Source organism: Streptomyces sp. Mut1 (genome assembly GCF_030719295.1).
Classification (GTDB): Bacteria; Actinomycetota; Actinomycetes; order Streptomycetales; family Streptomycetaceae; genus Streptomyces; species Streptomyces castrisilvae.
Genome location: NZ_CP120997.1, coordinates 5,947,709 through 5,970,437 on the forward strand (window position 1 = coordinate 5,947,709; position 22,729 = coordinate 5,970,437).

18 protein-coding genes are annotated in these 22,729 nt (G+C 71.8%); 13 read left to right on the top strand and 5 right to left on the bottom strand.

Annotated features, from left to right (window positions below):
- Positions 1–59 precede the first annotated feature (59 nt).
- Together miaB and P8A18_RS25965 are read left to right on the top strand one after the other, a co-directional pair.
- Positions 60–1,580, top strand: a complete 1,521-nt coding sequence (miaB, locus tag P8A18_RS25960; RefSeq protein WP_306058151.1) for a tRNA (N6-isopentenyl adenosine(37)-C2)-methylthiotransferase MiaB — start codon at positions 60–62, stop codon at positions 1,578–1,580.
- A gap of 52 nt (positions 1,581–1,632) precedes the next feature.
- Positions 1,633–2,346 (top strand): class III extradiol dioxygenase subunit B-like domain-containing protein, encoded by a 714-nt coding sequence (locus P8A18_RS25965; protein ID WP_306058153.1) that lies wholly within the window; start codon positions 1,633–1,635, stop codon positions 2,344–2,346.
- Positions 2,347–2,447: 101 nt separating this feature from the next.
- On the opposite strand, the gene P8A18_RS25970 is transcribed toward P8A18_RS25965, so the two are convergent.
- Positions 2,448–2,702 carry an antitoxin gene (locus P8A18_RS25970; protein WP_018551534.1) on the bottom strand — a complete coding sequence of 85 codons (255 nt, stop codon included), beginning with the start codon at positions 2,700–2,702 and terminating at the stop codon, positions 2,448–2,450.
- Positions 2,703–2,847: 145 nt separating this feature from the next.
- On the opposite strand from P8A18_RS25970, the gene miaA reads away from it, so the two are divergent.
- On the top strand, positions 2,848–3,789 hold the full coding sequence (gene miaA, locus P8A18_RS25975; protein WP_306058155.1) for a tRNA (adenosine(37)-N6)-dimethylallyltransferase MiaA: 942 nt from the start codon (positions 2,848–2,850) through the stop codon (positions 3,787–3,789).
- A gap of 159 nt (positions 3,790–3,948) precedes the next feature.
- On the opposite strand, the gene P8A18_RS25980 is transcribed toward miaA, so the two are convergent.
- Positions 3,949–5,283, bottom strand: a complete 1,335-nt coding sequence (locus P8A18_RS25980) for an alpha/beta hydrolase (protein ID WP_306058157.1) — start codon at positions 5,281–5,283, stop codon at positions 3,949–3,951.
- Between the two features lie 67 nt (positions 5,284–5,350).
- Between P8A18_RS25980 and P8A18_RS25985 the strand changes: the two genes are divergently transcribed.
- Positions 5,351–5,959, top strand: a complete 609-nt coding sequence (locus P8A18_RS25985) for a TetR/AcrR family transcriptional regulator (protein WP_306058159.1) — start codon at positions 5,351–5,353, stop codon at positions 5,957–5,959.
- Positions 5,960–6,106: 147 nt separating this feature from the next.
- Here P8A18_RS25985 and P8A18_RS25990 read toward each other — a convergent pair whose 3' ends face one another.
- Positions 6,107–7,534: an MFS transporter gene (locus P8A18_RS25990; protein ID WP_371933714.1), complete on the bottom strand. Its 1,428-nt coding sequence runs from the start codon at positions 7,532–7,534 to the stop codon at positions 6,107–6,109.
- Positions 7,535–7,724: 190 nt separating this feature from the next.
- On the opposite strand from P8A18_RS25990, the gene P8A18_RS25995 reads away from it, so the two are divergent.
- From P8A18_RS25995 to hflX, 7 genes are all read left to right on the top strand, one after another.
- Positions 7,725–8,291: a TetR/AcrR family transcriptional regulator gene (locus tag P8A18_RS25995; RefSeq protein WP_306058163.1), complete on the top strand. Its 567-nt coding sequence runs from the start codon at positions 7,725–7,727 to the stop codon at positions 8,289–8,291.
- A gap of 183 nt (positions 8,292–8,474) precedes the next feature.
- Complete coding sequence (locus P8A18_RS26000) at positions 8,475–9,260, top strand: GNAT family N-acetyltransferase (RefSeq protein WP_306058165.1); 786 nt, start codon at positions 8,475–8,477, stop codon at positions 9,258–9,260.
- Between the two features lie 308 nt (positions 9,261–9,568).
- Complete coding sequence (locus P8A18_RS26005) at positions 9,569–10,021, top strand: hypothetical protein (protein WP_306061153.1); 453 nt, start codon at positions 9,569–9,571, stop codon at positions 10,019–10,021.
- A 75-nt stretch (positions 10,022–10,096) separates the two neighbouring features.
- Positions 10,097–10,969, top strand: a complete 873-nt coding sequence (gene dapF / locus P8A18_RS26010; RefSeq protein WP_306058167.1) for a diaminopimelate epimerase — start codon at positions 10,097–10,099, stop codon at positions 10,967–10,969.
- Positions 10,970–11,109: 140 nt separating this feature from the next.
- On the top strand, positions 11,110–13,254 hold the full coding sequence (locus P8A18_RS26015; protein ID WP_306058169.1) for a RelA/SpoT family protein: 2,145 nt from the start codon (positions 11,110–11,112) through the stop codon (positions 13,252–13,254).
- Positions 13,255–13,343: 89 nt separating this feature from the next.
- On the top strand, positions 13,344–14,810 hold the full coding sequence (locus P8A18_RS26020; protein WP_306058171.1) for a M1 family metallopeptidase: 1,467 nt from the start codon (positions 13,344–13,346) through the stop codon (positions 14,808–14,810).
- 142 nt (positions 14,811–14,952) lie between these two features.
- Positions 14,953–16,473 (top strand): GTPase HflX, encoded by a 1,521-nt coding sequence (gene hflX, locus P8A18_RS26025; protein ID WP_306058173.1) that lies wholly within the window; start codon positions 14,953–14,955, stop codon positions 16,471–16,473.
- A 69-nt stretch (positions 16,474–16,542) separates the two neighbouring features.
- Here the strand turns inward: hflX and P8A18_RS26030 are convergent, their stop codons facing one another.
- Together P8A18_RS26030 and P8A18_RS26035 are read right to left on the bottom strand one after the other, a co-directional pair.
- Positions 16,543–17,712 carry a trypsin-like serine peptidase gene (locus P8A18_RS26030; protein WP_306058175.1) on the bottom strand — a complete coding sequence of 390 codons (1,170 nt, stop codon included), beginning with the start codon at positions 17,710–17,712 and terminating at the stop codon, positions 16,543–16,545.
- Between the two features lie 128 nt (positions 17,713–17,840).
- Positions 17,841–19,070, bottom strand: coding sequence for a trypsin-like serine peptidase (locus P8A18_RS26035; protein ID WP_202453124.1), 1,230 nt, complete (start codon positions 19,068–19,070; stop codon positions 17,841–17,843).
- Between the two features lie 325 nt (positions 19,071–19,395).
- Between P8A18_RS26035 and P8A18_RS26040 the strand changes: the two genes are divergently transcribed.
- Both P8A18_RS26040 and P8A18_RS26045 read left to right on the top strand, forming a co-directional pair.
- The gene (locus P8A18_RS26040; protein WP_306058178.1) at positions 19,396–20,775 is read left to right on the top strand and encodes a diaminobutyrate--2-oxoglutarate transaminase family protein; all 1,380 of its coding nucleotides are present in this window, start codon (positions 19,396–19,398) and stop codon (positions 20,773–20,775) included.
- A 28-nt stretch (positions 20,776–20,803) separates the two neighbouring features.
- Positions 20,804–22,717 carry an IucA/IucC family protein gene (locus P8A18_RS26045; RefSeq protein WP_306058180.1) on the top strand — a complete coding sequence of 638 codons (1,914 nt, stop codon included), beginning with the start codon at positions 20,804–20,806 and terminating at the stop codon, positions 22,715–22,717.
- Positions 22,718–22,729 lie beyond the last annotated feature (12 nt).

Here is a 22,729-nt window from a genome sequence, read left to right on the forward strand (position 1 = left end):
TACGGGCCCCGGACGCCGCCCGAGGCGGAGGGTGTCCGGGCAGCGCCTACCCTTGTCGCATGAGCAGCGGCAACCGGAGCGAAGCAGTGGACGTCCAGAAGAGCTATGAGGTGCGCACCTACGGGTGCCAGATGAACGTCCACGACTCCGAGCGCTTGTCGGGGCTCCTGGAGGACGCCGGATACGTCCGCGCGCCCGAGGGCTCCGACGGGGACGCCGACGTCGTCGTCTTCAACACCTGCGCGGTACGCGAGAACGCCGACAACAAGCTCTACGGCAACCTCGGCCGGCTCGCCCCCATGAAGACCAGGCGCCCCGGGATGCAGATCGCGGTCGGCGGCTGTCTCGCCCAGAAGGACCGCGACACGATCGTCGAGCGGGCGCCCTGGGTGGACGTCGTCTTCGGCACGCACAACATCGGCAAGCTGCCCGTCCTGCTGGAGCGCGCCCGGGTCCAGGAGGAGGCGCAGATCGAGATCGCCGAATCCCTGGAGGCCTTCCCCTCGACGCTGCCCACCCGCCGCGAGTCCGCGTACGCCGCGTGGGTCTCCATCTCCGTGGGCTGCAACAACACCTGCACCTTCTGCATCGTCCCGGCCCTGCGCGGGAAGGAGAAGGACCGCCGCACCGGCGACATCCTCGCCGAGATCGAGGCCCTGGTCGCCGAGGGTGTTTCCGAGATCACCCTGCTCGGCCAGAACGTCAACGCGTACGGCTCCGACATCGGCGACCGCGAGGCCTTCTCCAAGCTGCTGCGCGCCTGCGGGAGGATCGAGGGCCTGGAGCGCGTCCGCTTCACCTCGCCGCACCCGCGCGACTTCACCGACGACGTCATCGCCGCCATGGCCGAGACGCCGAACGTGATGCCACAGCTGCACATGCCGATGCAGTCCGGTTCCGACAAGGTCCTCAAGGCGATGCGCCGCTCCTACCGGCAGGAACGCTTCCTCGGCATCATCGAGAAGGTGCGCGCCGCGATGCCCGACGCCGCGATCTCCACGGACATCATCGTCGGCTTCCCCGGTGAGACCGAGGAGGACTTCGAGCAGACCATGCACGCGGTCCGTGAGGCACGCTTCGCGAACGCCTTCACCTTCCAGTACTCCAAGCGGCCCGGTACGCCCGCCGCCGACATGGACGGGCAGATCCCCAAGGAGGTCGTCCAGGAGCGGTACATGCGCCTGTCCGCCCTCCAGGAGGAGATCTCCTGGTCGGAGAACAAGAAGCAGGTCGGCCGCACCCTGGACGTCATGGTCGCCGAGGGCGAGGGCCGCAAGGACGGTGCCACCCACCGGCTGTCCGGCCGCGCCGCCGACAACCGCCTCGTCCACTTCACCAAGCCGGACCAGGGCGTGCGCCCCGGTGACGTGGTGACCGTCGAGATCAGTTACGCGGCCCCGCACCACCTGCTCGCCGAGGGCGTCCCCGTCGCCGTGCGCAGGACCCGGTCGGGCGATGCCTGGGAGAAGCGCAACGCGGCCGCCGCCGCCAAGCCGGCCGGCGTCATGCTGGGCCTGCCCGGCATCGGCGCCCCGGCCCCCCTGCCCGCGACGGCGGCCCCGGGCTGCGGCTGCGACTGACCGTCGGGACGGCCCGCCCCGGCGGGGGAGCGACCGCAGTACGCTGCCGACCATGCTTGTCGCCGCCGCTGTCTGCCCCTGCCCGCCCCTGCTCGTCCCCGACGTGGCCGCCGGTGCCGCGCCCGAGCTCGATGCCGCCAGAACCGCCTCCACCGACGCCCTGGGCGTGCTCGCGGCCTCCCGGCCCGACCTGCTGGTCGTGATCGGCCCGGCGGAGCCGGCCGGGCGCGGTATCCATCCGGAGGGCGCCACCGGCAGCTTCCGCGAGTTCGGCGTCGGCCTTGAGGTACGGCTCGGACAGGACCGGGGCACACCGGCCGGCCGGCCGCTCCCGCCGTCGCTCGCGGTCGGCGCCTGGCTGCTGGCCCGTACCGGATGGGCGGACGCCCCCGTCGAGGGCCTCGGCGTGGGCGAGCCGCTGGATACCGCGCGCTGCATGGAGACCGGGCGGGAGCTGGCCCGCCGGGCGGACCGGGTCGCGCTGCTGGTGATGGGCGACGGCAGCGCCTGCCGCACCGTGAAGGCCCCGGGCTACCTGGACGAACGCGCCGCCGACTTCGACGCGGCGGCCGCACGCGCCCTGGGCGCCGCCGACCCGGAAGCGCTCGCCGCGCTCGACGAGGCACTCGCGTACGAACTCAAGGCCGCGGGCCGCGCGCCCTGGCAGGTGCTCGCGGGGGCGGCCGAGGGAGCGGGACAGGCCGGCCGGCTGCTCTACGAGGACGCGCCCTACGGGGTGGGCTACATGGTGGCCGCCTGGTCATGAGGACGCACACGGTCGCCGCCTGGTCATGAGGACGCACACGTGATGAGGGCCCCGGAGCGAAACCGCTCCGGGGCCCTCATCGGCTGTCCTGCCGGACCGCTTCAGGCAGCGGGGGGCGGCGTGCTGCCGCCCGTGCTGGTGTCGCCGTCCTTGTTCGACAGCTTCTCCACCGCGTCCTTGGCCTTCTGCGTGCCGGTCACGATCTTGTCGCTGTACTTGCCCTTGGTCTTCTCGTCAACCGTCCGCGCGGCCTTGTCGAGACCCTGATCGATCTTGTCCCCGTGCTGCTGCGCGAGGTCGCTGACCTTCTCCTTCGCCGGGGCCAGCTTCGCCTTCACACTGTCCATGAAACCCATCGGACACCTTCTCCGCTCGGGAACTGTGAGAAATAACCCATATGTACAACCACTGTACGGGGAAGACCGCACTGCCGCGTCACCTTCCCCGTCCGGGCTTCCCTCATTCGGGACCCGAGCCGCGGGTTTGGGAGAGACTGTGGCGGTGACAAGCTCAGCTCCCCCCGCACCGCGGGTCATCGCCGTCGTCGGTCCCACCGCAGCAGGAAAGTCCGATCTGGGGGTGCACCTCGCCCACCGGCTCGACGGCGAAGTGATCAACGCGGATTCCATGCAGCTCTACCGGGGCATGGACATCGGAACCGCCAAGCTGACGCTCGCCGAGCGCGACGGTGTCCCGCACCGGCTGCTGGACATCTGGGAGGTCACCGAGACCGCCAGCGTCGCCGAGTACCAGCGCCTGGCCCGCGCCGAGATCGACCGGTTGCTCGCCGAGGGCCGCACCCCCGTCCTGGTGGGCGGCTCCGGCCTGTACGTGAAGGGCGCGATCGACGCCCTGGAGTTCCCCGGCACGGACCCCGGCGTCCGGGCCGCCCTGGAGGAGGAGCTGGCCGAGCACGGCTCCGGAGCACTGCACGCGCGACTCGCCGCCGCCGACCCCGAGGCCGCCCGCGCGATCCTGCCGAGCAACGGCCGCCGCATCGTGCGCGCCCTGGAGGTCATCGAGATCACCGGCAAGCCCTTCACCGCGAACCTCCCCGGCGACGACCCGGTCTACGACGCCGTCCAGATCGGCGTCGATGTGGCCCGCCCCGAACTCGACGAGCGCATCGCCCTGCGCGTCGACCGCATGTGGGAGGAGGGGCTCGTGGACGAGGTGAGCGAACTGGAGGCCCAGGGGCTGCGTGAAGGGCGTACCGCCTCCCGCGCGCTCGGGTATCAGCAGGTGCTCTCCGCGCTCGCCGGGGAGTGCACCGAGGACCAGGCGCGCGCCGAGACCGTGCGCGCCACCAAGCGCTTCGCGCGCCGCCAGGACTCCTGGTTCCGGCGCGACCCGCGCGTCCAGTGGCTGAGCGGGGCCGTGGACCACCGCGGGGAACTCCCGGGCCAGGCGCTGGCGTTGGTCGAACGGGCGGTCACAGCCTGATCGCATGGGGCGGGGCGCGAGTGCGGCAGGAACCCGTGGTGCCGCATGGAGCGGGCCGGAGAGGCTCCCACGGGGCGGAGCTTCCCGGGGCCGGTGGCCTCGCAGCTGCCGGAAACGGGCCCGGCGAGCGTCTCCGGCTTCGGACCGGCCCCTGCCCGCTCACTTGTGATCGCGAAGGAAGGCCGGGATATCGGCCCGGGTCGGGTAGTCGGGCAGCGGTGCGGGCTCGTCCTGGAGGAACGCGGTGATGACGGCTGCCGCTCGTTGGTCGTTGTCACCCAGGCCGTTCCACATGTGGTGGCCGACACCGGGCATGTACTGGGTGCGCCGGATGGCGGGGTCGTCCGCGAGGACGGTCGTCGCCCACTGCCGGACCTGGGAGGAGCACTCGGCGATCATCAGCATCGTGGGTGTCCGGGAGCGACTCAGCTGAGGAGCGAGGGAGGCGGAGTCCTTGATCGTCTGCTGGATACGAAGGCTGGCGGCGGGGCTGAAGGAGAAGTTCTGCTCCGTGTCCTCGACCGGGATGCGGTGCGCGTCCCGCGCGCAGTAGGCGGACGCGGTGTCGCTGCCGAGATCGGCGGCGGTGAAGGCGTTGTCGCCCTCCGCCTGCCCTATAAGCCCGTTGTCGGGGTTGAGCAGTCCGAGCCGCATGAGGCCGAACGCGACCGCGTACCGCGGGACGTGTGTGGAGCGCGGTCCGGATGGGGCCGGCGCGATGCCGCGGGCCGAGGGCCGGCCCTTCTGCCCCGCGATCCGGGCGGTGGGACCGTCCACCGGGCCCGGCTCGGCGATGACCGCCCGGCGCAGGTGGCCGGCGATCGCCGGGTCGGCCAGCGCGCGGGTGAGCACGACCGCGCCCGATGAGAAACCCAGCACGTCGGCGCGGCCCCTGCCGAGCTTGTCGACGAAGGCGCCGAGGTCGCGGACGGACCGGGTGACCGAGTACTGGTCCATGGGCAGCAGGTCGCTGCGCCCACCGCCGGCCTGCTCGTAGGCGTACACGTCGTAGCCCTGTCCCGCGAGCCGCCGCAGGAAGCGGTGGTCGAGCACCGAGATGCCGCGCACCGGCCCGCCGTTGAGGTAGACGAGCGGAACGGGATGCCGGGGGCCGCTGCCGGTGGGCGGATAGTGGTAGACCGCGACCCGGCTGCCGGTGGACAGGCGCATGTGCTCGGTGGTCACGAACGACAGGGCGGCCGGGTAGCGGCGCGTCGTGGGGGCGGTGGGAACGCACACCGACAGCGTCAGGGCCGCTGCGACCAGCACCGGCAGGAAGGGCACCAGCCGTCCTTGCCAGGAGCGTCGCCGGCCCCGCCACATCGCCGCGAGGGCCGCGACCCCGACAGCCGCGAACCACGCGGCCAACCCCGACCCCGCTCCGTCGGTGGCAACGATCAGCGCCAGGAACACGGCGACCACCCCCACCGTCGCGGCGGTGGCGGCCAGCAGGCGGCCCGTGAAGCGCAGGGAACGTATGAGGGACGGTGGCAAGGTGATCTCCCAAAGTTTTGAAACGCTGTTTTGAAACGATGTTATCAGCATGGGTAGACTGGTCCCCATGGGAAGGCCGAGAACGAACGACGCCGCGGTCAGGGAGCGGCTCGTGGCATGCGCGACCGAGATGTTCGCCACCCGCCCCCAGGGGTCGGTCACGGTCCGCGCGCTGGCCACCGCCGCCGGGACGTCGACAGCGGCGGTGTACACCTTGTTCCAGGGCAAGGACGGGCTGATCCGGGAGGTGCGCGACCAGGCTGTCGCCGGCCTGTTCCAGGACCTGACGGCCGTTCCCGACTCGGAGGACGCCCTGGAGGATCTGTACGCGTTGGCCGTGGCGTACCGCCATTGGGGACTCGAACACCGCCACCTGTACACGGTGCTGTTCGGTGGCGCGCAGTCCTTCGTCCCGTCGGACCGGATCGGCGACCGGGACCCGGTGCGACCGCTCGTCGCGGCGATCGACCGCGCCGTGGCAGCTCATGTCCTCGCGGGCGACACCACACTGATCGCCGTCTCGTTGTGGGTCGCCCTGCACGGGCTCGTGACCCTCGAACTCGCCGGGAGTCTCGAAGGCGCCGCAGCGCGGACCGCCTTCCGGTCAACGGTTGACGCGGTGCTGCGAGGCTGGGCAACCCCCTCCGTCTTCCCCGCCCTTCGCCCCGAGGGGTAACGGCCGAGGGTTGCCCGGCCGCAGGGGAGCGGGGGGAGCCGGGCGGTCGGCCCCGGGGACTTCGGGCCGAGCCGGGCCGGCCACGCGTCGGCCCGGCTGTGGGAGCGCCCTGCGCGGTACGGCGGCCGTCCGAGGCGGCTGTTGTCGTCAACGGCTGTTCCCGGATGCCTCGTTCGAGGCGGTGACCGCGCTCGGGACGGCGGGACGTCGCGGCGCCGCGGAGGCTTCCGGCGCTGGTTCGGACCTGGTCAGCCACAGGCCGGTGAACACGGCGGTGGCCAAGGTGACGGCGCCGGCGGCGAGGAACGCGCTGTTGAGGCCGGTCTCGAAGGAGGCGCCGCCGGTCTGCCGGGTGCGGACGACGGCTCCGAGTACGGCCACGCCGAGTACCGCGCCGATCTGCCGTGTGGTGCTGCTGATGCCTGATGCGAGGCCGCCTTCCTGCGGGCTGACCGCCTGGATGGCGGCTCCCGTCAGGGGGGACAGGGTCAGGGCGAAGCCGGTGCCGACGACTCCGAGCCGCCACCACACGTTCGCGTAGCCGGTGTCGGCGTGCACCGTTCCGAGCGCCAGCAGCCCCAGTCCGGCGAGGGCGAGGCCGGTGGTGACCACGATGCGGAAGCCGTACCGGGCGGCGAGGCGGCCCGCGTACGGGCTGACGATCACCATGCCGAGGGATACCGGCAGGGTCTGCAGGCCGGCGCGCAGGATCGAGCTGCCCTGGACGTACACGAAGAACTGGGAGAAGAAGAACGACGAGCCCATGAACGCGAACCCGACCACGACCATGGCGGTGTTGGACACGGTGAACAGGCGCTGCCGGAACAGCGGCAGTGGCAGCATCGGAGCGGAGCGCCGCGCTTCGACGGCGAGGAAGGCGGCGAGGAGAATCACTCCCGCGGTGAAGCTGCCCAGGATCACCGGCGTCGTCCAGCCGCGGGCGCCACCCTCGATCAGCCCGTAGGTCAGTGCCCCCACCCCCAGAACGGACAGCACCGTTCCCGGCACATCGATGGCAGGGGCGTTCGGATTGCGGGTCTCTTCGAGGCTGCGCGCACCGGCCACCAGCAGGACCACGCCGATGGGCAGATTGACCAGGAAGATGGCGGACCAGCCGAAGACATCGGTCAGCACGCCGCCGGCCACGGGGCCCACGGCCATTCCGAGTCCGCTGAAACCGGCCCACAGCCCGATCGCTTTGATCCGTTCCCGCGGTACGGGGCAGGCGGCGATGAGCAGGGCCAGCGAGGCAGGACTCAGAGCCGCGGCCCCGATGCCCTGCAGTACCCGGCCGGCGACCAGCCAGCCGACCGAGGGCGCGAGGCTGCACACCACCGACGCGGCGGTGAACACCGCCACGCCCGTCAGGTACACCCGCTTGCGGCCGAACCGGTCGGCGAAGACGCCGCCGGACAGCAGCAGCATGGCGACCAGCAGCACATACGCGTCGACGATCCATTGCAGACCGGTCAGTTGCGTGTGCAGCCGGTCCTGCATATCGGGCAGCGCCGCCCCGACGATCGTGTTGTCGAGCAGAACCATGAACTGGCCCAGGCAGGTCACCGTGAGCAGCACGGTCCTGCTCGGTCCACTGCCTACGGAAGCAGGCGATGCGGGCAAGGGGATTCCTCTCGATGGTCGACCGCGCCCCTCCACAGCCGACAGGGTCGGCCTCCGGACGCCCTAACGCAGTCGGTGACTGCGTTAGGGGACTGTACGGAGGGTCCCCTGTAAACGCAAGTGCGAACTGCGTTAAGGTGGAGTCATGAGCGAACAGCAGCGAGCCCGGCGGCCCGGCGGGCGTAGCGCCCGCGTCGGCGCGGAGGTGCACCGGGCCGTCACCGAACTGATCAGTGAGCGCGGCTACGGCAACTTCACCGTCGGCGAGGTCGCGGCCCGCGCGGGCGTGGCCGACAGCAGCATCTACCGCCGGTGGGGCAGCCTGGAAACGCTGCTCACCGACGTGGCGCTCACCCGCCTCAACACCCAGTCCCCGATGCCCGACACCGGAACCCTGGCCGGCGACCTGCGCACCTACGCGGCGCAAGTGGCCCGCGAGATCACCGGGCCCGACGGCCTGTTGCTGGTGCGCCTGGCCGTGGCCCTCTCCAGCGATGGTCAGCAGGGGCTGCGGGCGCGTGACGACTTCCGTGCCGAACGCACCCGGCAACTACAGGCCATGCTCGACCGCGCCCGCGAACGCGGGGAGCGCGCACCCGACGCGCTCGACGTGCTGGACCACGTCCTGGCCCCGATGTATATCCGCGTCCTGTTCGGCATGGGCCCGCTCGCCCCGGATTACGTCGACGGGCTGGTCGACCGACTGCTGTGACCTCACCGCGTCCCCTGCGGGTCCTGGCAAGCGCTGAACGGCGCGAACGGCAACGGGCGTACCGGCAGCACGTCATGGACCAGGTCGCTACCACCCTCGACCGGCAGTGACGACGGCGTGCGACGCCTTACGGACCGGTCTGATCGCATGTCAATCGCTTGACCCGGTCCGTACGGTGTTCGAGTGAACGACACTCTGATCAATCAACTCCGCATCGCGTACGACGCCCAACTCCGTGGTGTCACCCCGCCCGGCGGCAGCGCGCGCATCGAGAAGGACGGCCCACTGACCCGTGTCGTCGGCTGGCACCGTGGCTTCGTCACGGGCCCACGCGACCTCGGAGTGGACGGGGCGGAACTCGACGCGCTCATAGCGCGGCAGCGTGACTTCTACGCTGCCCGTGGTGAGGCGGTCGAATGGAAGACCCGCGCCCATGATCTCCCCGCCGACCTCACCGCTCGGCTCACGGCGGCCGGCTTCGTCGCCGAGGACAGTGAGACCGTGCTCATCGGGCAGTCCGCGGACCTGGCGGCAGACCCCGTCCTGCCCGACGGTGTGACCCTCCGCCGTGTCACCTCCCGACCGGACCTCCAGCGCGTCGCCGCCATGGAGAGCACGGTCTGGAACGAGGACTGGAGCTGGCTCGCCGACGACCTGACCGCCCGAATCGAGAACGCCCCCGAGAGCACCGTCGTCCTCGTCGCCGAGGCACGCGCCGAAGTCGTCTGCGCCGCCTGGCTGGTGTTCAAGGACGGCATCGACTTCGGCGGCCTCTGGGGCGGCTCGACACTTGAGGAATGGCGCGGGCGGGGCATCTACCGGGCCATGGTCGCCCACCGGGCCCAACTCGCCGCCGCCCGTGACGTCCCCTACCTCTACGTCGACGCCTCGGCCGACAGCGCCCCGATCCTGACCCGCCTCGGCCTGCACGCGGTCACCACGACGACACCGTATGTCTGGTCGCCCTGAACCCGGCCCGCCCTCCCCGGGAAGCTCCCCGTACCCGTACCCCGCGCAAGCTTGTTCGGCATGATTCAGACGGTCCTTCTCCGGGGCGGTCGTGACGGTCAATCGGGCGCTGACCTGGAACTATTGCTGACCTCTTGCTGACTCGCCGACCAGCAGCAGGCGTCTGACCTGCATAAACCCCGAGGCGGGGCTATAACAGCCTGATCACGTGATGGCATCGGGACGCTCTGCCCGTCATTTCGGCGACCCCGGCCGTGCCATCATCGAGCATCGATCGACTGGGGTCCGAGTTGGGAGGGCGCGTGGCGATGGAGGCCGGCCCTCGCGACACGGAACAGGACGCACCGGAGCAGGACGCTCAGGAAGCGCGGAACGAGGCAGTGAGCCTGAGCCCGGACGGGCCCGACGAGCTCGACGTGACCCCCGAGGTCGAGGTCGAGCTGCGCCCCGCCCGCCGGCTGCGCATCTGGCAGCTCGCGCCCATCGTCACGCTCGCCGCGATGGGCTCGCTGATGTTCGCCTTCCCGCTCGCCTTCGAGTTCGGTGACGGCGGCGCGGTCGTCGCGATGCTGGGCCTGCTGATCAGCTGCTGCGCCGCGGGGTGGTCCATGATGGCCGCCCGCCGCGTCGGGCACACCTGGCCCGGACTGCCGTCCCGGGGCTCCTCGCAGCGCCCCGACTGGCGCGTGGTCGCGCTCTACGCCGGGGTCTGCGCCGTACTGGTCGCGCTGGCCGTCTGGCGCGTGGCGCGGCTGCGCTGACGGGCGGGGCCGGGCGGCTCCGGGCCCGGCGGGCCGGTTTGCGGCGCTGCCGGTGCAGCCTCGTACAGTTGTCCCGTGACCACCTCGCAGATCGCCTTCCTCAAGGGCCACGGCACCGAGAACGACTTCGTGATCGTTCCCGACGCGGACAACGCCGTCGCCCTGCCCGCCTCCGTCGTCGCCCGGCTCTGCGACCGCCGGGCGGGCATCGGAGGCGACGGCCTGCTGCACGTCGTGCGCAGTGCCGCGCACCCCGAGGCGCGGGCCATGGCGCGGGACGCCGAGTGGTTCATGGACTATCGCAACGCCGACGGGTCCGTCGCCGAGATGTGCGGCAACGGCGTGCGGGTCTTCGCGCACTACCTCCAGCGCGCCGGCCTCGTGGATGACGGCGACCTCGCGGTCGCCACCCGCGGCGGCGTGAAGAAGGTCCACCTCGCCAAGAACGGCGACATCACCGTCTCCATGGGCCGCGCACTGCTGCCCGCCGAGGGCGTCACCGTCACCGTGGACGGCCGCGAGTGGGACGCCCGCAACGTCAACATGGGCAACCCGCACGCGGTCGCCTTCGTCGAGGACCTGGCGCACGCCGGTGACCTCCTCAGCGAGCCGTTCTTCGTCCCGGCCGCCGTCTACCCCGACGGGGTCAACGTGGAATTCGTCGTGGACCGCGGCCCCCGCCACGTCGCCATGAGGGTCCACGAGCGCGGCTCCGGCGAGACCCGCTCCTGCGGCACCGGTGCCTGCGCGGTGGCCGTCGCGGCGGCCCGCCGGGACGCGCTGGACCCGACGACGACCGGCGAGCCCGTCACGTACACCGTCGACCTGCCCGGCGGCAGTCTCGTCATCACGGAGCACCCGGACGGCGAGATCGAGATGACCGGGCCGGCCGTCATCGTCGCCGAGGGCAAGATCGATCCGGCCTGGCTCGAAACGCTGAACGGGTAACGCTTCGCTCGAATGGGTGATCCGTTTCACGCTGGGCGAGAGCGGGACTCCGCCACGTGGTGGGCTCGGTAGCATCAAGCACCGGCCCGGAGGCGCGACCGCACCTCCCCACCGCCGGTCGACGTCGCCGGAGGTGCCCCATGAGTGCAGAGGCCACCAGCCCAGGTGCTCCCATCCGCAGGCGGGGCCGTCCCCGGATCGACCTCCGCAGGATCGGCAGGGCCGCCCTGCTCGGCCCGGTCTCCCGCGACCGCCTCCCCGACGCCCTCGCGCATGTCGCCGAGGCCCACCGCGCCCACCACCCCGACGCCGACCTCGCCGTCCTCCAGCGCGCCTACCTCCTCGCCGAGAGCTCGCACCGCGGACAGATGCGCAAGAGCGGCGAGCCCTACATCACCCACCCGCTCGCGGTCACCCTCATCCTCGCCCAGCTCGGCGCCGAGACCACCACGCTGACCGCCTCCCTCCTCCACGACACGGTCGAGGACACCGAGGTGACTCTCGACCAGGTCCGGGAGCAGTTCGGCGAGGAGGTCTGCTACCTCGTCGACGGCGTCACCAAACTCGAAAAGGTCGATTACGGGGCGGCCGCCGAACCCGAGACCTTCCGCAAGATGCTGGTCGCCACCGGGGACGACGTCCGCGTCATGTCGATCAAGCTCGCCGACCGGCTGCACAACATGCGAACCCTCGGCGTGATGCGTCCCGAGAAACAGGCCAGGATCGCCAACGTCACCCGCGATGTGCTGATCCCCCTCGCGGAGCGGCTCGGCGTCCAGGCGCTCAAGACGGAGCTGGAGGACCTGGTCTTCGCCATCCTCCACCCCGAGGAGTACGCCCGGACCAGCGCCGTGATCGCCGCGGCGGCGGACGGGCCGGACCCCCTCACCGCCATCGCGGGCAACGTGGCTTCGGTGCTGCGCGAGGCCGGCATCCCCTCCGAGGTCCTCGTCAGGCCCCGCCACTTCGTCTCCGTCCACCGCGTCCGCATCAAACGCGGCGAACTGCGCGGCAGCGACTTCGGACGCGTGCTGGTGCTCGTCGGTGAGGACGCCGACTGCTACGCCGTCCTCGGGGAGCTGCACACCTGTTTCACACCGGTCATCTCCGAGTTCAAGGACTTCATCGCCGCCCCCAAGTTCAACCTCTACGAGTCGCTGCACACCGCGGTGGTGGGCCCGGACGGCGAGGTGGCCGAGGTCCTCATCCGCACCCACCGGATGCACAAGGTCGCCGAGGCCGGAGTCATCGCCCTCGGCAATCCGTACGCGGCGGACGGCACCGCCCAGACCGCCGAACCGGCCGACGGAGAAGGCACCGACGGCGAAGGCACCGAAGGCGAGCGGGCCGACCCCACCCGCCCCGGCTGGCTCTCCCGGCTCCTCCAGTGGCAGCAGTCCGCGTCCGACCCCGACACCTTCTGGACCTCCCTGCGCGCCGACCTCGCCCAGGACCGCGAGATCACCGTCTTCCGCACCGACGGCGGCACCCTCGGCCTGCCCGCCGGAGCCAGCTGTGTCGACGCGGCCTACGCCCAGCACGCAGACGCGGCGCACACCTGCATCGGAGCCAGGGTGAACGGCAGGCTGGCCACGCTCAGCACCGTGCTCAAGGACGGCGACACCGTGCAGCCGCTGCTCGCCGAGGACGCGGCATCCGGCCCCTCTCCCGACTGGCTGGACCACGCGCGTACGCCCGCCGCCCGCATCGCCATCACCGGCTGGCTCGAAGCCCACCCCCAGGCCGCCGATTCCGGACAGCCGGGCGTGCCGGCGGGCCGTGAGCCGCAGTCCGCCCCGCCCTTCGGACCGGGGGCCCCCAGGGCCCGTACCGCCAGCGCAGTGGTCGAACAGCCGGACGCCGCGGTGCGGCTCGCGGGCTGCTGCACCCCCGTGCCCTCCGACGAGGTGACCGGCTTCACCGTGCGCGGGGGCGCCGCCGTGACCGTGCACCGACTGCGATGTCCCGCGGTGGCCCGGATGGAGGCCGTCGGACGGGCGCAGGTCGCGGTGAGCTGGGGCGACGAGCAGGCGTGCCGGGTGACGCTGGTCGCGGAGTCCTTCGGGCGGCCCCGGCTGCTGGCCGACCTCACCGAGGCGATCGCCGGGGCGGACGCGGCGGTCATCTCCGCCACCGTGGAGCCCCCGAGCGAACAGCGCGTACGGCACACGTACACCCTGCGGCTGCCGGACGCGGCGGGGCTGCCCGCGCTGATGCGCGCCATGCGGGAGGTGCCCGGCGTGTACGACGTCTCGCGCGCCCAGCATCCGGCCGGAGCGCTCTGACGGGACGGGGGGACCGCGCGCCGTTCTCATTCGGGTGGCGCGGCGCGCGCCGCACCCTGGGGGAGGGGCCGCGCTGATAGCCGTAGTCCATGCCGTTCCTCTCCCGCCGTCTGCGGGCCGCCCTGCTGGCCACCGCGTCGGCCGCGCTCGTCGCCGCCACCACCCTGCCCGCCCCGGTGCCGCTCGGCATCGGTGACCCGCTCTTCCCCCACCTCGGCAACCCCGGGTACGACGTACTCGCCTACGACATCGGCCTCACCTACAACGGCCACAACGACGAGCCGCTGTCCGCCGTCACCACCATCGACATGAAGACGACCGAGCCGCTGGAGCGGATCAACCTCGACTTCACCCGGGGCACCGTCCGGTCCGTCGCCGTCAACGGCCTGCGCGCCGACTTCGAGGTCGCGGACGAGGACCTGATCGTGCGTCCGGCGGGCCGTGTTCCGGCCGGTGTGCCCCTGCGCGTCACCGTCCGCCACACCAGCGACCCCTCCGGCGAACGCGACAGCGGAGGCTGGGTGCGGACCGCCGACGGGCTCGCCATGGCCAACCAGGCCGACGCCGCACACCGGGTCTTCCCGGGCAACGACCACCCCGCCGACAAGGCGTACTTCACCTTCCGCGTCACCGCCCCGAGCGAACTGACGGTGGTGGCCAACGGCCTGCCCACCGGCCGCAGCCGGCACGGGGACAGCACCACCTGGACCTACCGCACCGAGCACCCCATGGCCACCGAACTGGCCCAGGTCAGCATCGGCCGCTCGGCCGTGGTCCGGCGGACCGGGCCGCACGGACTGCCCGTGCGCGACGTCGTACCGGCGGCCGACCGGGACCGCCTGGAACCCTGGCTGAAGAAGACCCCGGACCAACTGGCCTGGATGGAACAGCAGGTCGGCCGGTACCCCTTCGAGAACTACGGGGTGCTGATCGCCGACACCGAGACCGGGTTCGAGCTGGAGACCCAGACCCTCTCCCTGTTCGAGAAGCGACTGTTCACCGACGCGCGCTACCCCGAGTGGTACGTCGACTCGGTCCTGGTCCACGAGCTGGCCCATCAGTGGTTCGGCGACAGCGTCTCCCCGCGGACCTGGTCCGACCTCTGGCTGAACGAGGGGCACGCCAGCTGGTACGAGGCGCGGTACGCCGAGGACCACGCCGGCAAGCCGCTGGAGGAGCGCATGCGCAGCGCCTACACCTGGTCGGACACCTGGCGCGCTGCCGGAGGCCCGCCCGCCCGGCCCGCCGCGCCGGCGCCCGGCGAGAAGATCAGCCTGTTCCGGCCGGTGGTCTACGACGGCAGCGCGCTCGTCCTCTACGCCCTGCGCCAGGAGATCGGCCAGGACGCCTTCGGGACACTGGAGCGGCTCTGGGTGCGGGGCAACCGCGACTCCAACGCGGCCACGGCCGACTTCGTCCGGCTCGCCTCACGGGTGGCGGGACGCGACCTGACCGCGTTCTTCGACGGCTGGCTGTACGGGGCGAAGACGCCGCCCATGCCCGGACATCCCGACTGGCACAGCACCGCACCCGCGGTGGAACGGGGACAGCGGTAAACCCGGATGACGGCCCGCACGGACCATGCCACTATCGAGGCGTCGCCGCGGCGGCCGGAGCGGAGGATTTCCCGTACGGGAATCATCCGCAGAGGTTACGCGTTGTGACTGATGCAACCACTCCTATCGACGTAAGGATCCAATGACCTCCTCTTCTTCCCTTCCCCAGGACGCGCAGAACGCGCAGAGTGCCACGGAGAACGCGACCGAGAGCCTCACCGAGGGCCTGCGGGCCGACGCCCTGATGGAAGAGGACGTCGCCTGGAGCCAAGAGATCGACGGAGCGCGGGACGGCGAGCAGCTGGACCGCTCGGAGCGTGCCGCCCTGCGGCGCGTGGCCGGACTCTCCACCGAGCTCGAAGACGTCACCGAGGTCGAGTACCGGCAGCTGCGCCTGGAGCGCGTGGTGCTCGTCGGCGTCTGGACCTCGGGCACCGTGCAGGACGCGGAGACCTCGCTCGCCGAGCTGGCGGCGCTCGCCGAGACGGCGGGAGCCCTGGTGCTCGACGCCGTATTCCAGCGCCGCGACAAGCCCGACCCGGCCACGTACATCGGTTCCGGCAAGGCGCTTCAGCTGCGCGACATCGTCCTCGAAACCGGGGCGGACACCGTCGTCTGCGACGGTGAGCTCAGCCCCGGCCAGCTCATCCACCTCGAAGACGTCGTCAAGGTCAAGGTGGTCGACCGGACCGCGCTGATCCTGGACATCTTCGCCCAGCACGCCAAGTCCCGTGAGGGCAAGGCGCAGGTCTCCCTCGCGCAGATGCAGTACATGCTGCCGAGGCTGCGCGGCTGGGGTCAGTCGCTGTCCCGTCAGATGGGCGGCGGCGGTTCCAGCGGCGGTGGCGGCATGGCGACCCGCGGCCCCGGTGAGACCAAGATCGAGACGGACCGGCGCCGGATCCGCGAGAAGATGGCGAAGATGCGCCGGGAGATCGCGGAGATGAAGACCGGCCGCGACCTCAAGCGCCAGGAGCGCCGGCGCAACAAGGTGCCTTCCGTCGCCATCGCCGGTTACACCAACGCGGGCAAGTCCTCGCTGCTCAACCGGCTGACCGGCGCGGGCGTGCTCGTGGAGAACGCCCTGTTCGCCACCCTCGACCCGACCGTGCGCCGGGCCGAGACGCCGAGCGGCCGGGTCTACACGCTCGCCGACACCGTCGGGTTCGTACGGCATCTGCCGCACCACCTCGTGGAGGCGTTCCGCTCCACCATGGAGGAGGTCGGCGAGTCCGATCTCATCCTGCACGTGGTGGACGGCTCGCACCCCGTGCCGGAGGAGCAGCTCGCCGCGGTGCGCGAGGTGATCCGCGAGGTCGGCGCGACGGACGTGCCCGAGATCGTCGTGGTCAACAAGGCGGACGCCGCGGACCCGCTGGTCCTCCAGCGCCTCCTGCGCAACGAGCGGCACGCCATCGCGGTGTCGGCGCGTACCGGCGCCGGGATCGACGAGCTGCTCGCGCTGATCGACAGCGAGCTGCCCCGCCCGTCGGTCGAGATCGAGGCGCTCGTGCCGTACACCCAGGGCGGACTCGTCTCCCGGGTGCACGCCGAGGGCGAGGTGGTCTCCGAGGAGCACACGTCGGAGGGCACGCTGCTCAAGGCGCGGGTGCACGAGGAGCTGGCATCGGAGCTCGCGGCGTTCGTCCCCGCGGTGCACTGACCGGACCGCACCGGAAGTACCGAAGGCCCGTTCCCCTGCGAGGGAACGGGCCTTCGGCCGTACGCGCCGCTACTCGGCGCCGAACTTCCGGCTCATCGTCGTGAAGATCTGCTGCGCGCCCTCACCCAGGTGCGGCCCCGCCAGCCAGCCCGAGGTGACCGGGCCGATCGACGTGTTGGAGACCAGGGCCAACGTGCCGTCACCGCCCTCGCTGAACCAGCCGCCACCGGACGAACCGCCCGTCATCGTGCAGCCGATGCGGTACATGGTGGGCGTGGAGGGGCTGATCGACAGCCGGCCGGGCCGGTCGACGCACTTGTGCATGATCAGACCGTCGTACGGCGGGGCGGCCGGGTAGCCCCACGCGCCCATCGCACCGATCTGCGCGATCTCGGGGGCGTCGAAGTTCACCGGGAGGGCGTTGCCCACGGTCTCTTCGAGCGACTTGGTGCCGCGCTCCGGCTTCACGTGCAGCACCGCGTAGTCGTACGGGGCGCCCTCGCCGCCGGTGGGACCGCCGTTGGTGATCCACTCACCGGAGGTGCTGACCCAGTCCGCCCAGTAGGCCCCGTACGGGGCGATCTCCTGCGGCTGTGCGTTCTTCAGCGCGGCGGCGCTCCGGCCCTTGTCGTTGTACGCGGGCACGAAGACGATGTTGCGGTACCAGCCGCCTTCGGACCCGGCGTGGACGCAGTGGCCGGCGGTCCACACGAGGTTGGACCTGCCCGGGTTCCCCGGGTCCTTGACGACCGTGCCCGAGCAGACCATGTGGCCCTTGGGGGAGTCGAAGAAGACCTTCCCGACCGGGGCCGCGTAGTTGTGGTACGGGGTCTTCTCGCGCTCGGCCGTGACCGGTCTCGGCTCCGGGTCGGTGACGCCCTGGTCACCGGAGAAGTCCCCGGCGGACATCGTCTTGGCCGGGTCCTGCGCCGACTTCATCCGGTCCGGCTCCCACAGCCCCTCGATGACCGGGTTGACGAAGTCCTTGGCCTCACGCAGCCAAGCGGCCTTGTCCCAGTTCTTCCACTCGCCGTCACGCCACTTGTCCGGGTCGATCCCGTGCTTCTTCAGCGCGTCGGCCAGGCCGGCGGCAGGCCCGCCGTCCTGTTGGGCGCCGCCGGACGCGGCAGCCGCGGGCTTGTCGGCGCCCTCGTCCTCGGTGGGCCCGCAGGCGGTGGCCGTCAGCGCGAGCGCGGCGGCCAGTCCGGTCGCGGCGAGCAGCGGACGTATGGATCGCATGAAAAGGAATCCCCCTGGAATCTGCACATCGGTCGGTCGCGGGGCAGGGGCCCGCGGAACGGACCGCCGTCCGCCCCGAAGACCCCTGCCCGCCGCCATCCGCGCCCCGGTGGGCGCGGTCCTGCCGGCTACTTGTCCGCGTACTTCTTGCTGACTTCTTCGTAGACGCCCTTGGCCTCCTTGCCGAGGCGCGGTCCGGCCAGCCAGCCCGCCGTCACCGGGCCGATGGAGGTGTTCGACACCAGCGCGGGCTTGCCGTCCTGACCGGTGGCGACCCAGCCGCCGCCGGAGGCACCGCCGGTCATCGAGCAGCCGATGCGGTACATCGTCGGGTCGCCCTGGGCGAGCGAGAGACGGCCGGGCTTGTCCTTGCACTGGAACAGCTTCTGGCCGTCGTACGGGGCCGCCGCCGGGAAGCCGGTCGCCGTCATGTCGGCGATCTTCGGCACGGCCGGCGCGTTGAACTCGACGGGCAGAGCCGAACCGACGGTCTCCTCAAGGGACTTGCCGTTCGAACCCTCCTCCGGCGTGACGTGCAGCACGGCGAAGTCGTACGGGGCGCCCAGGCCGCCGACCGACGCGCCCTGGTCGATCCACTGCTGCGAGGTCTGCGCCCAGCTGCCCCACCAGATGCCGTACGGGGCGACCTTCTCCTTGGGCGGGTTGTCGCGCAGCTCGGCCGTCGACAGACCGCTGTTGTTGTACGAGGGGACGAAGGCGATGTTGCGGTACCAGCCGCCCTTCTTGCCCGCGTGCACACAGTGGCCCGCGGTCCACACCATGTTGGACTTGCCCGGGTGCGCCGGGTCCTTCACCACGGTCGCCGAGCAGACCATCGAGCCCTCGGGGCCGTCGAAGAACAGCTTGCCGGACTCCGCGGCGTTGTCGTGGTACGGCGTGTTCACGCCCACGGCCCGGACCGGCGCGGGCGTCGGGTCCGTCACGCCCTCGTCGCCCGAGATGTCGTTGTCGACCGGATTCTCCGGCGGCTTGTCGGCGTCCCGCATGCGGTCCGGGTCCCACAGCCCCGCGATGATCGGGTTGATGTAGTCCTTGGCCTCACGCAGCCACTTGTCCGTGTCCCAGTTCTTCCACTCGCCGTCCTTCCACTGGTCCAGGTCGATCCCGTGTTCCTTGAGCCGGTCCTTCAGCTCGTCCGGGATGGCGATCTTGTTGTCCGTCCGGCCGGCGGAGCTGCTGCTGCTCGGCTCGGAGTTCGCGTCGTCCTCGGTCGGCCCGCAGGCCGTGGCGGTGAGCGCGAGGACGGCGGCGACGGCGGCGGTGGCGAGCACGGGGGAGGAGGTGAGGCGGGCACTTCCCCTGCGGCGTGCGGTGTTTCCTGGTCGAACGAGACGCATCTGCTGATCCCCCTGGGACTTCGTAACTCAACGCTTCTGTACTGCACTTGTGCACGGCGAGCCGCAGAGCGCACCGAACGGGCAGGGCGCCGCGGCCTTCGGGAGGTGTCCCGGAGCCCGGCGCGGCCCCCACTATGCCGGTGGCGCCGCGGGTGGTGCGCGGCAGGGTTGCGCCCCGCAAGGATCTTCGGATTTACCCGTGATCCTCTGCCTCCTTCGTCGTTGGTACGGAGGGGGCACGGAGACAGCGTTCACCCTCGCAGGCCGTCCTTGCGGAATCGTACTGACGTGCAACGCAACTGTTACAGCGGGAGGATCCAGAGCCGTGGCCGTGACCGAACCAGCTCCGGCACCACCCCTGTCCGCCCACGAAGGCATCCTGCGCCGCCAGTCCCTGCGCGAATCGGCCGCCCGCACCTACGCCAGGTCGCTGCCGATCGTGCCGGTGCGCGCCCGGGGACTGACCATCGAGGGCGCGGACGGGCGGCGCTATCTCGACTGCCTCTCCGGAGCCGGGACGTTGGCGCTCGGCCACAACCACCCGGTCGTCCTGGAAGCGATCAAGAAGGTCATCGACTCGGGCGCCCCGCTGCATGTGCTGGACCTGGCGACACCGGTCAAGGACGCCTTCACCACGGAGCTGTTCGCCACTCTGCCGGGCCGGTTCGCCGACGACGCCCGGATCCAGTTCTGCGGACCCGCCGGTACGGACGCGGTCGAGGCGGCGTTCAAACTGGTCCGCGCCGCCACCGGCCGCAGCGGCCTGCTGGCCTTCACCGGCGCGTACCACGGCATGACCGCGGGCGCCCTCGCCGCGTCCGGCGGCGCCGAGGACGTACGGGTGACCAGGCTGCCGTTCCCGCAGGACTACCGCTGCCCCTTCGGTATCGGCGGCGAAGCCGGGGCACGGACCGCGGCGCGCTGGACCGAGAGCCTGCTGGACGACCCCAAGAGCGGGACGCCCGCCCCCGCCGGGATGATCCTCGAACCGGTCCAGGGCGAGGGCGGAGTCAACCCCGCGCCCGACGGCTGGATGCGCCGGATGCGGGAGATCACCGAGGACCGCTCCATCCCGCTGATCGCGGACGAGGTCCAGACCGGCGTCGGCCGGACCGGTGCCTTCTGGGCCGTCGAACACAGCGGGATCGTGCCCGATGTGATGGTGCTGTCCAAGGCCATCGGCGGCTCCCTCCCGCTCGCCGTGATCGTCTACCGCTCCGGACTCGACACCTGGCAGCCCGGCGCCCACGCGGGCACCTTCCGCGGAAACCAGCTGGCCATGGCGGCGGGCACCGCCACCCTCGCCTACGTCCGGGAGAACGGACTCGCGGAGCGGGCCGGGGTCCTCGGGGACCGCATGCTGGCGAGCCTGCGCTCGCTCGCCGCCGGCCATCCGTGCATCGGTGACGTGCGGGGACGCGGCCTGATGATCGGCGTGGAGGTCGTCGACCCCGAGACCCGTCCGCGGGGTACCGGCACCGAGGCGCCGCCCGATCCGGTCCTCGCTCTCGCCGTTCAGCAGGAATGCCTGCGCCGCGGCCTTATTGTCGAACTCGGCGGCCGGCACTCCACCGTCGTACGCCTGCTTCCGCCCCTCACGCTCACCGACGAACAGGCAACCGCGGTCATCGACCGCCTTGCCGATGCCCTGGCAGCCGCCGAGCGCTCACCGCACCGACGGACGCCGACCGGATCGATCCGCTGACCACGGACACCAGCACAGGAAGACCGCCGTGAACCCCACCCCCGCGCCCGAGGCCGACGGCCCTCCCTCCCGCCCCCTCCCCGAGGCCGCAGCCCCCGGTCAACTCGCCGTCGAGGCGACGACCGTGCCCCGCCAGAAGGAAACGCCGCACGAACTGTGGCACGCGTCGAGGCCCGCTTCCCCGCCCCCGGCCGCCGTACACCCGGACGACTCGGCCCCGGCCGCCGACCCCCTGGACCATCCCGATCCGCTCCGCGCCGCCGACGCGGCGGGCATCGAGAACCTGCTGCGCTGCTGGGTCCGCGAGTGCGATCTGCCCCGCCCGGCGGAGGAAACCCTGCGCGTCCCGCTCCCCGCGAGCGGCACCGCCCTGCTCGTCCCCGTCCTCCACTGGTCGGCCACGGGCTGGCACCGCTTCGGGCCGCCCGCCCTGGAACAGGCCCCCGTCGGCGCGCCGACCGCCGACGCCGTCACCGTGGCCGCCCTGCTCGGCCGGGAGGCCGACCACAACGAGGGCGCCGACATGGTCGGCCGGGTCGCCGACTCCGTACGGCGCACCGCCTCGTTCATCGCGGAGCGGCGCAGCCGGCCCGGAGCTCCCGACGAGGCGGACCTCTTCCTCACCGCCGAGCAGTCGCTCCTGCTCGGCCACCCGCTGCATCCCTCGCCCAAGAGCAGGGAAGGGCTGACCGACGCCGAGAACCGGCTCTACTCACCCGAACTGCACGGCTCCTTCCCGCTCCACTGGATGGCCGCCGACCGCTCCGTGCTGGCCACCGACTCCGCGTGGACCGACCAGGGCCGCCCCGTCTCCGCCGCGCAGCTCGTCGCCCGGCACGCCCCGGGCCTGCCCTTCCCCGAACGCACCACGCCCATTCCCCTCCACCCCTGGCAGGCCCGCGAACTGCGCGGCAGGCCCGAAGTCGCCGCCCTCATCGGCTCCGGCCTCCTGCACGACCTGGGCCCGTACGGCGCGCACTGGCACCCCACGTCCTCGGTGCGCACCGTGCACCGGCCGGGCGCCGACCTGATGCTGAAGCTCTCCCTCGGCGTACGCATCACCAACTCCCGCCGGGAGAACCTCCGCAAGGAACTCCACCGGGGAGTGGAGGTCCACCGGCTGCTGCGCACCGGGCTGGCCCGCCAGTGGCACGCGGAGCACCCCGGTTTCGACATCGTGCGCGACCCCGCCTGGCTCGCCGTCGACACCCCGGACGGCACGCCGGTGCAGGGCCTCGACGTCATGCTCCGCCACAACCCCTTCGGGCGGGACGACGACGCGGTCTGCATCGCCGGGCTCACCGCGCCGCGCCCCTGGCCGGGCCGGCCAGGCCTGCACTCCCGCCTCGCCGACGTCGTCCACCGTCTCGCCGCCGTCACGGGACGGACCACGACCGCGGTGGCCGCCGAGTGGTTCCTGCGCTACCTCGACCGCGTCGTGCAGCCGGTGCTCTGGCTCGACGCGCACGCCGGTGTCGCGCTGGAGGCCCACCAGCAGAACACCCTGGTCCTGCTCGACGCGGACGGCTGGCCCGCCGGCGGGCGTTACCGTGACAATCAGGGCTACTACTTCCGTGAATCACACCGCGCCGCACTCGACCGCAGGCTCCCCGGCATCGGATCCGTCAGCGACACCTTCGTCTCCGACGCCGTCACCGACGAACGCTTCGCCTACTACCTCGGCATCAACAACGTATTCGGACTGATCGGGGCATTCGGTGCCCAGCGCCTCGCCGACGAGGACATGCTCCTCGACGCCTTCCGGCGGTTCCTCAAGTCGGCGTGCGAACTGGGCTCACCGTTCCCCGCCCACCTGCTCGAAACCCCGCGCCTGCGCTGCAAGGCCAACATGCTGACCCGCCTGCACGGACTCGACGAACTCGTCGGCCCCGTGGACACCCAGTCCGTCTACGTCACCATCACCAACCCCCTGCACGGCTGAGTAAGGAGCGCC

Bases quoted from the DNA above. Each gene is read 5' to 3' on its own strand.
- miaB (WP_306058151.1), top strand. From the start codon at position 60: ATGAGCAGCGGCAACCGGAGCGAAGCAGTGGACGTCCAGAAGAGCTAT.
- P8A18_RS25965 (WP_306058153.1), top strand. From the start codon at position 1,633: ATGCTTGTCGCCGCCGCTGTCTGCCCCTGCCCGCCCCTGCTCGTCCCC.
- P8A18_RS25970 (WP_018551534.1), bottom strand. From the start codon at position 2,702: ATGGGTTTCATGGACAGTGTGAAGGCGAAGCTGGCCCCGGCGAAGGAG.
- P8A18_RS25985 (WP_306058159.1), top strand. From the start codon at position 5,351: ATGGGAAGGCCGAGAACGAACGACGCCGCGGTCAGGGAGCGGCTCGTG.
- P8A18_RS25995 (WP_306058163.1), top strand. From the start codon at position 7,725: ATGAGCGAACAGCAGCGAGCCCGGCGGCCCGGCGGGCGTAGCGCCCGC.
- P8A18_RS26005 (WP_306061153.1), top strand. From the start codon at position 9,569: ATGGAGGCCGGCCCTCGCGACACGGAACAGGACGCACCGGAGCAGGAC.
- P8A18_RS26015 (WP_306058169.1), top strand. From the start codon at position 11,110: ATGAGTGCAGAGGCCACCAGCCCAGGTGCTCCCATCCGCAGGCGGGGC.
- P8A18_RS26020 (WP_306058171.1), top strand. From the start codon at position 13,344: ATGCCGTTCCTCTCCCGCCGTCTGCGGGCCGCCCTGCTGGCCACCGCG.
- hflX (WP_306058173.1), top strand. From the start codon at position 14,953: ATGACCTCCTCTTCTTCCCTTCCCCAGGACGCGCAGAACGCGCAGAGT.
- P8A18_RS26030 (WP_306058175.1), bottom strand. From the start codon at position 17,712: ATGCGATCCATACGTCCGCTGCTCGCCGCGACCGGACTGGCCGCCGCG.
- P8A18_RS26035 (WP_202453124.1), bottom strand. From the start codon at position 19,070: ATGCGTCTCGTTCGACCAGGAAACACCGCACGCCGCAGGGGAAGTGCC.